Source organism: Clostridium estertheticum (assembly GCF_011065935.2).
GTDB classification, from domain to species: Bacteria; Bacillota; Clostridia; order Clostridiales; family Clostridiaceae; genus Clostridium_AD; species Clostridium_AD estertheticum_A.
The window spans coordinates 131,687-140,000 of record NZ_JAAMNH020000001.1 but is presented as its reverse complement, the minus strand read 5'-3'; the positions used below and the strand labels follow the sequence as shown (position 1 = coordinate 140,000).

Annotated in this window: 1 protein-coding gene, 4 rRNA genes and 1 pseudogene (1 of these 6 only partly in view); all 6 read right to left on the bottom strand. The window is 45.6% G+C overall.

What is annotated here, in order from left to right; translation table 11 throughout:
• Nucleotides 1-2,005: ribosomal RNA gene (locus G9F72_RS00700) — 23S ribosomal RNA — on the bottom strand; it reaches 920 nt to the left of the window's first position.
• Between the two features lie 287 nt (nt 2,006-2,292).
• Nucleotides 2,293-3,808 (bottom strand): 16S ribosomal RNA (locus G9F72_RS00695).
• 747 nt (nt 3,809-4,555) lie between these two features.
• Nucleotides 4,556-4,672, bottom strand: a pseudogene (locus G9F72_RS00690) (IS200/IS605 family transposase); the annotation flags it as partial.
• A gap of 141 nt (nt 4,673-4,813) precedes the next feature.
• Nucleotides 4,814-4,957: a hypothetical protein gene (locus tag G9F72_RS00685; RefSeq protein ID WP_224675910.1), complete on the bottom strand. Its 144-nt coding sequence runs from the start codon at nt 4,955-4,957 to the stop codon at nt 4,814-4,816.
• 209 nt (nt 4,958-5,166) lie between these two features.
• Nucleotides 5,167-5,283: ribosomal RNA gene (gene rrf, locus G9F72_RS00680) — 5S ribosomal RNA — on the bottom strand.
• Between the two features lie 57 nt (nt 5,284-5,340).
• Nucleotides 5,341-8,265, bottom strand: a 23S ribosomal RNA gene (locus G9F72_RS00675).
• Together the 16S, 23S and 5S rRNA genes form the textbook arrangement of a ribosomal RNA operon.
• Nucleotides 8,266-8,314 lie beyond the last annotated feature (49 nt).

Sequence of the window (8,314 nt, the reverse complement as noted above, 5' to 3'; positions counted from 1 at the left end):
ACAGTGCCCAAATCATTACGCCATTCGTGCGGGTCGGAACTTACCCGACAAGGAATTTCGCTACCTTAGGACCGTTATAGTTACGGCCGCCGTTTACTGGGGCTTAAGTTCATACCTTCGCTTGCGCTAAGTAATCCCCTTAACCTTCCAGCACCGGGCAGGCGTCAGCCCCTATACATCAGCTTTCGCTTTAGCAGAGACCTGTGTTTTTGCTAAACAGTTGCTTGGGCCTATTCTCTGCGACCTACTTTCGTAGGCACCCCTTCTCCCGAAGTTACGGGGTCAATTTGCCGAGTTCCTTAACAGCAATTCTTCCGATGGTCTTAGGATTCTCTCCTCACCTACCTGTGTCGGTTTGCGGTACGGGCACCAATATCCTCGATAGAGACTTTTCTTGGCAGCGTGGAATCAGATACTTCAGGAATAAATTCCCTTCCCCATCACATCTCAGCGTTAAGAGCAAACGGATTTGCCTGCTTGCTCCGCCTAAATGCTTAGACACACATCCAATAGTGTGCACATCTTATCCTCCTGCGTCATCCCATTTCTAATAACGTCCATTGGTGGTATCGGAATATCAACCGATTGTCCATCACCTACGCCTTTCGGCCTCGGCTTAGGTCCCGACTAACCCTGAGAGGACGAGCCTTCCTCAGGAAACCTTAGGTTTTCGACCGTTAAGATTCTCACTTAACTCTCGCTACTTATGCCAACATTCTCACTTCTGTACCGTCCACCACTCCTTACGGTATGACTTCAGCCAGTACAGAAAGCTCCTCTACCGCGTACACATAGTGTACACCCATAGCTTCGGTGGTAAGTTTTAGCCCCGGACATCTTCGGCGCAGGATCTCTTGACTAGTGAGCTATTACGCACTCTTTGAATGAGTGGCTGCTTCTGAGCCAACATCCTAGTTGTCTTAGAAATCCCACATCCTTTTCCACTTAACTTACACTTTGGGACCTTAGCTGATGGTCTGGGCTGTTTCCCTTTTGACTACGGATCTTATCATTCGCAGTCTGACTGCCGAAATAAAAGTATATGGCATTCGGAGTTTGATAGAGTTCAGTAACTGTTGTCAGCCCCTAGCTCATTCAGTGCTCTACCTCCATTACTCAATTAATCGACGCTAGCCCTAAAGCTATTTCGAGGAGAACCAGCTATCTCCGAGTTCGATTGGAATTTCTCCGCTATCCACAGCTCATCCCATGGTTTTTCAACACCAACGTGGTTCGGACCTCCACGGAATTTTACTTCCGCTTCATCCTGGCCATGGATAGGTCACCCGGTTTCGGGTCTACGACATGCAACTATACGCCCTATTCAGACTTGGTTTCCCTTCGGCTCCGTACCTTAAGTACTTAACCTCGCTACATATCGTAACTCGTTGGCTCGTTCTACAAAAAGCACGCCGTCACACATATAAAGTGCTCCGACCGGTTGTAGGCACACGGTTTCAGGTTCTATTTCACTCCCCTTCCGGGGTTCTTTTCACCTTTCCCTCACGGTACTTCTTCACTATCGGTCACTAGGTAGTATTTAGCCTTGGGAGGTGGTCCTCCCTGCTTCCCACAAGGTTTCACGTGTCTCGTGGTACTCTGGATTAGATCTGACTGTTTTTCCTTTTCATTTACAGGCCTATTACCTTCTGCGGAGCAGCTTTCCAGCTATCTTCAATTAAGGAATTGCAGTATTTATGATCTATCCTCAACCCCTAGGTCAAAGACCTAGGTTTGGGCTCTTTCCCTTTCGCTCGCCGCTACTTAGGAAATCGATGTTTCTTTCTCTTCCTCCGGGTACTTAGATGTTTCAGTTCCCCGGGTCTACCTCTGCATACCTATTTATTCAGTATGCAGTACATAGTTGTTACTATGTGGGTTCCCCCATTCGGAAATCTTTGGATCACAGGCTATTTGCGCCTACCCAAAGCTTATCGCAGCTTAACGCGTCCTTCTTCGGCTCCTAGTGCCAAGGCATTCGCCATGCGCCCTTTGTAGCTTAACCTTTATCTTTATCTATTTGCATAGATAATTTCGTCTATTTACATAAACGTTTTAATTCATTTTGCGAAATTGTATTAAATCCATCTAACTACTTACGTAGTTTTAACTTATTAAAACAACTTTAATTTCACTGTGCAATTTTCAAAGAACATTTTTAGAAAGATTAAATTTTTAGTTAACTCCAAAGAGTTAACTAAAATTAGTCTCTCAAAATTAAACAGAGAATAGGTTACGAGTAATTACAGTAGATGTTTTGCATTGACCGAAGTCTTTGCATCTACTCCCTAGAAAGGAGGTGATCCAGCCGCAGGTTCTCCTACGGCTACCTTGTTACGACTTCACCCCAATCATCAATCCCACCTTCGGCCGCTGGCTCCTTACGGTTACCTCACGGACTTCGGGTGTTACCAACTCTCATGGTGTGACGGGCGGTGTGTACAAGGCCCGGGAACGTATTCACCGCGACATGCTGATTCGCGATTACTAGCAACTCCGGCTTCATGTAGGCGAGTTGCAGCCTACAATCCGAACTGGGATGAGTTTTTGAGTTTGGCTCCACCTTGCGGTCTTGCATCTCTTTGTACTCACCATTGTAGCACGTGTGTAGCCCTAGACATAAGGGGCATGATGATTTGACGTCATCCCCACCTTCCTCCCGGTTAACCCGGGCAGTCTCACTAGAGTGCTCAACTTAATGGTAGCAACTAATGATAAGGGTTGCGCTCGTTGCGGGACTTAACCCAACATCTCACGACACGAGCTGACGACAACCATGCACCACCTGTCACCCTGTCCCGAAGGACTTCGCCCATCTCTGGGTTATGCAGGGGATGTCAAGTCTAGGTAAGGTTCTTCGCGTTGCTTCGAATTAAACCACATGCTCCGCTGCTTGTGCGGGCCCCCGTCAATTCCTTTGAGTTTTAATCTTGCGATCGTACTCCCCAGGCGGAATACTTATTGTGTTAACTGCGGCACCGAGGTTCGACCCCCGACACCTAGTATTCATCGTTTACGGCGTGGACTACCAGGGTATCTAATCCTGTTTGCTCCCCACGCTTTCATGCCTCAGCGTCAGTTACAGTCCAGTAAGTCGCCTTCGCCACTGGTGTTCTTCCTAATCTCTACGCATTTCACCGCTACACTAGGAATTCCACTTACCTCTCCTGCACTCTAGACACCCAGTTTCAAATGCAGCACCCAAGTTAAGCTCGGGTATTTCACATCTGACTTAAATGTCCGCCTACGCATCCTTTACGCCCAGTAAATCCGGACAACGCTTGCCACCTACGTATTACCGCGGCTGCTGGCACGTAGTTAGCCGTGGCTTCCTCCTCTGGTACCGTCATTATCGTCCCAGAAGACAGAACTTTACAACCCGAAGGCCTTCATCATTCACGCGGCGTTGCTGCGTCAGGGTTTCCCCCATTGCGCAATATTCCCCACTGCTGCCTCCCGTAGGAGTCTGGACCGTGTCTCAGTTCCAATGTGGCCGATCACCCTCTCAGGTCGGCTACGCATCGTTGCCTTGGTGGGCCGTTACCTCACCAACTAGCTAATGCGCCGCGGGTCCATCTCAAAGTGGAAACTCTAAAGAGAATCCTTTGATGTCTCAATCATGCGATCAAAACATATTATGCGGTATTAATCTCCCTTTCGGGAGGCTATTCCCCTCTTTGAGGCAGGTTACCCACGTGTTACTCACCCGTCCGCCGCTAATCCACCCCGAAGGGTTTCATCGCTCGACTTGCATGTGTTAGGCACGCCGCCAGCGTTCGTCCTGAGCCAGGATCAAACTCTCAATTTAAAAGTTTACACTTTTTATTTGAAATGAATAATCTGCGCCAACTGTTAAGCTGGTTAGCAAGCTCATTACATACTTTTTAGTCTTACGACTAAAATTACTTTTTTATCTAAAGTAATTAACTGGTCTAACGAAATATTATTTCGCTATTTTACCTATTTCTCTGTTTAATTTTCAAAGACCAATTTGTTTTGTCATCAAGTGACGACTTCTACTATTTTACTAGGTATTGCTTGTTTTGTCAATAACTTTTTAATATTTATTTTAATCTAAAAACATATTAAGTAGTAATTAACATCTAGCGTGCTACGCCACTCGTTTGTGACGACAAGGAGTATTCTATCACATAAATAAGAGCGTAATTCTAGTGCACATGTACTCTAACTAGATTATCCCCCTATTCCTACGTATAGGTTTAAATAATTCGGTATTTCTCATTCCGATACGCATGGCTAAGTATTGTCAATATTAAGTTAAGTCATGTGGCGTGCATCGAAGGTTTCGCTCACATATCAAATGCATTAATAGAGGAGAACCACAAAGCTCCTTACACAATGAAGGGGTCTTTAATTGTCATTAGATATATAGATGCCATCTTCCCATCTGATACTCCCACGCCTAAAGGCATGGGGTTCTTAGATACATTAACTTGTTTTACACTCTCATTTATAAAACTGCAAAAACTAATTAATTTCTCCAAGACTTTCACTATCAATTATCATAATTGACAAATTAATTTGACCGTATGTTAAATCTTTCTTCTACATTAGGTATTAAAAATATTTTTCTTCTATACCTCGGACAAAATATAAAATGATAATTAATTAAACTTACTGTGGTCTGTGTTCTTCTATATTTATTTTTCACGATTCAATTATAATATTATTTGTGTATGTTTTCATAATTTTATATCATTTGTTGCACTGTTGTGCAAGTGCTATCCATCACACACATGAAGGAGTGGGCTTTGCGCACAAATATTGTAACAGTATATTCCTTAATAATATTTTATGAAAATACAGATGCCGACCCTTCCCTTAAAACTACTCTATTATCTGCAATAGCACTATATGCTTCATGAATTTTTTCTATTAGTGGTAACTTTATTATCCAATGTATATTCCCATAAATAGAATGATGCAGCTGCTCCATAAGGATAGTCTTTGTAGTTTATATTTATTTAATTCTTTCTTATCAAGTTTTATGTGATGATAAAGCATCATTGTAAAAAATACTATTGCTATATGCCAGAATGAGATTTTGAAAAGCATAATAGAAAAATTTGTCTTGTTATCAAAAATCATGATGCTAATATTTACGCAAAATAAAAAACACTAAGTTAGACTTAGTGTTTTTTTGTTACCTGGCGACGACCTACTCTCCCACAAGGTTGCCCCTGCAGTACCATTAGCGCATTGAAGCTTAACCTTCGTGTTCGGTATGGGAACGGGTGTTACCTTCATGCCATAATCACCAGATTGAGAAAATTTATATTCTCTCAAAATTGCACAGTGAAATTTTCGCTTATATATATTAAGGTCAAGCCCTCGACTTATTAGTATTAGTCAGCTGAACATGTTACCATGCTTACACCTCTAACCTATCAACCTGGTGTTCTTCCAGGAGTCTTACTAACACCGTGCTTACGCACGAGTTATGGGAAATCTCATCTCAGGGTGGGCTTCACGCTTAGATGCTTTCAGCGTTTATCCCTTCCAAACATAGCTACCCAGCGATGCCACTGGCGTGACAACTGGTGCACCAGAGGTTTGTCCATCCCGGTCCTCTCGTACTAAGGACAGCTCCCTTCAAATTTCCTACGCCCGCGACGGATAGGGACCGAACTGTCTCACGACGTTCTGAACCCAGCTCGCGTGCCGCTTTAATGGGCGAACAGCCCAACCCTTGGGACCTACTTCAGCCCCAGGATGCGACGAGCCGACATCGAGGTGCCAAACCTCCCCGTCGATGTGGACTCTTGGGGGAGATCAGCCTGTTATCCCCGAGGTAGCTTTTATCCGTTGAGCGATGGCCCTCCCACGAGGTACCACCGGATCACTAAGTCCGACTTTCGTCCCTGCTCCACTTGTAGGTGTCGCAGTCAGGCTCCCTTCTGCCTTTGCACTCTTCGCGCGATTTCCAACCGCGCTGAGGGAACCTTTGAGCGCCTCCGTTACTTTTTTGGAGGCGACCGCCCCAGTCAAACTGCCCACCTAACAATGTCCTGTGACCAGATTCATGGCCTCCAGTTAGAACCTCAGTACTGTCAGGGTGGTATCCCAAGGATGACTCCACACAGGCTGACGCCCATGTTTCTCAGTCTCCCACCTATCCTGTACAGACAATACCGAAATTCAATGCTAAGCTACAGTAAAGCTCTACGGGGTCTTTCCGTCCAATCGCGGGTAGCCAGCATCTTCACTGGCACTACAATTTCGCCGGATGTGCTGTTGAGACAGTGCCCAAATCATTACGCCATTCGTGCGGGTCGGAACTTACCCGACAAGGAATTTCGCTACCTTAGGACCGTTATAGTTACGGCCGCCGTTTACTGGGGCTTAAGTTCATACCTTCGCTTGCGCTAAGTAATCCCCTTAACCTTCCAGCACCGGGCAGGCGTCAGCCCCTATACATCAGCTTTCGCTTTAGCAGAGACCTGTGTTTTTGCTAAACAGTTGCTTGGGCCTATTCTCTGCGACCTACTTTCGTAGGCACCCCTTCTCCCGAAGTTACGGGGTCAATTTGCCGAGTTCCTTAACAGCAATTCTTCCGATGGTCTTAGGATTCTCTCCTCACCTACCTGTGTCGGTTTGCGGTACGGGCACCAATATCCTCGATAGAGACTTTTCTTGGCAGCGTGGAATCAGATACTTCAGGAATAAATTCCCTTCCCCATCACATCTCAGCGTTAAGAGCAAACGGATTTGCCTGCTTGCTCCGCCTAAATGCTTAGACACACATCCAATAGTGTGCACATCTTATCCTCCTGCGTCATCCCATTTCTAATAACGTCCATTGGTGGTATCGGAATATCAACCGATTGTCCATCACCTACGCCTTTCGGCCTCGGCTTAGGTCCCGACTAACCCTGAGAGGACGAGCCTTCCTCAGGAAACCTTAGGTTTTCGACCGTTAAGATTCTCACTTAACTCTCGCTACTTATGCCAACATTCTCACTTCTGTACCGTCCACCACTCCTTACGGTATGACTTCAGCCAGTACAGAAAGCTCCTCTACCGCGTACACATAGTGTACACCCATAGCTTCGGTGGTAAGTTTTAGCCCCGGACATCTTCGGCGCAGGATCTCTTGACTAGTGAGCTATTACGCACTCTTTGAATGAGTGGCTGCTTCTGAGCCAACATCCTAGTTGTCTTAGAAATCCCACATCCTTTTCCACTTAACTTACACTTTGGGACCTTAGCTGATGGTCTGGGCTGTTTCCCTTTTGACTACGGATCTTATCATTCGCAGTCTGACTGCCGAAATAAAAGTATATGGCATTCGGAGTTTGATAGAGTTCAGTAACTGTTGTCAGCCCCTAGCTCATTCAGTGCTCTACCTCCATTACTCAATTAATCGACGCTAGCCCTAAAGCTATTTCGAGGAGAACCAGCTATCTCCGAGTTCGATTGGAATTTCTCCGCTATCCACAGCTCATCCCATGGTTTTTCAACACCAACGTGGTTCGGACCTCCACGGAATTTTACTTCCGCTTCATCCTGGCCATGGATAGGTCACCCGGTTTCGGGTCTACGACATGCAACTATACGCCCTATTCAGACTTGGTTTCCCTTCGGCTCCGTACCTTAAGTACTTAACCTCGCTACATATCGTAACTCGTTGGCTCGTTCTACAAAAAGCACGCCGTCACACATATAAAGTGCTCCGACCGGTTGTAGGCACACGGTTTCAGGTTCTATTTCACTCCCCTTCCGGGGTTCTTTTCACCTTTCCCTCACGGTACTTCTTCACTATCGGTCACTAGGTAGTATTTAGCCTTGGGAGGTGGTCCTCCCTGCTTCCCACAAGGTTTCACGTGTCTCGTGGTACTCTGGATTAGATCTGACTGTTTTTCCTTTTCATTTACAGGCCTATTACCTTCTGCGGAGCAGCTTTCCAGCTATCTTCAATTAAGGAATTGCAGTATTTATGATCTATCCTCAACCCCTAGGTCAAAGACCTAGGTTTGGGCTCTTTCCCTTTCGCTCGCCGCTACTTAGGAAATCGATGTTTCTTTCTCTTCCTCCGGGTACTTAGATGTTTCAGTTCCCCGGGTCTACCTCTGCATACCTATTTATTCAGTATGCAGTACATAGTTGTTACTATGTGGGTTCCCCCATTCGGAAATCTTTGGATCACAGGCTATTTGCGCCTACCCAAAGCTTATCGCAGCTTAACGCGTCCTTCTTCGGCTCCTAGTGCCAAGGCATTCGCCATGCGCCCTTTGTAGCTTAACCTTTATCTTTATCTATTTGCATAGATAATTTCGTCTATTTACATAAACGT

Excerpts from the sequence above, each read along its gene's own strand:
- G9F72_RS00685 (WP_224675910.1), bottom strand. The coding sequence starts at position 4,957 with ATGGAGCAGCTGCATCATTCTATTTATGGGAATATACATTGGATAATA.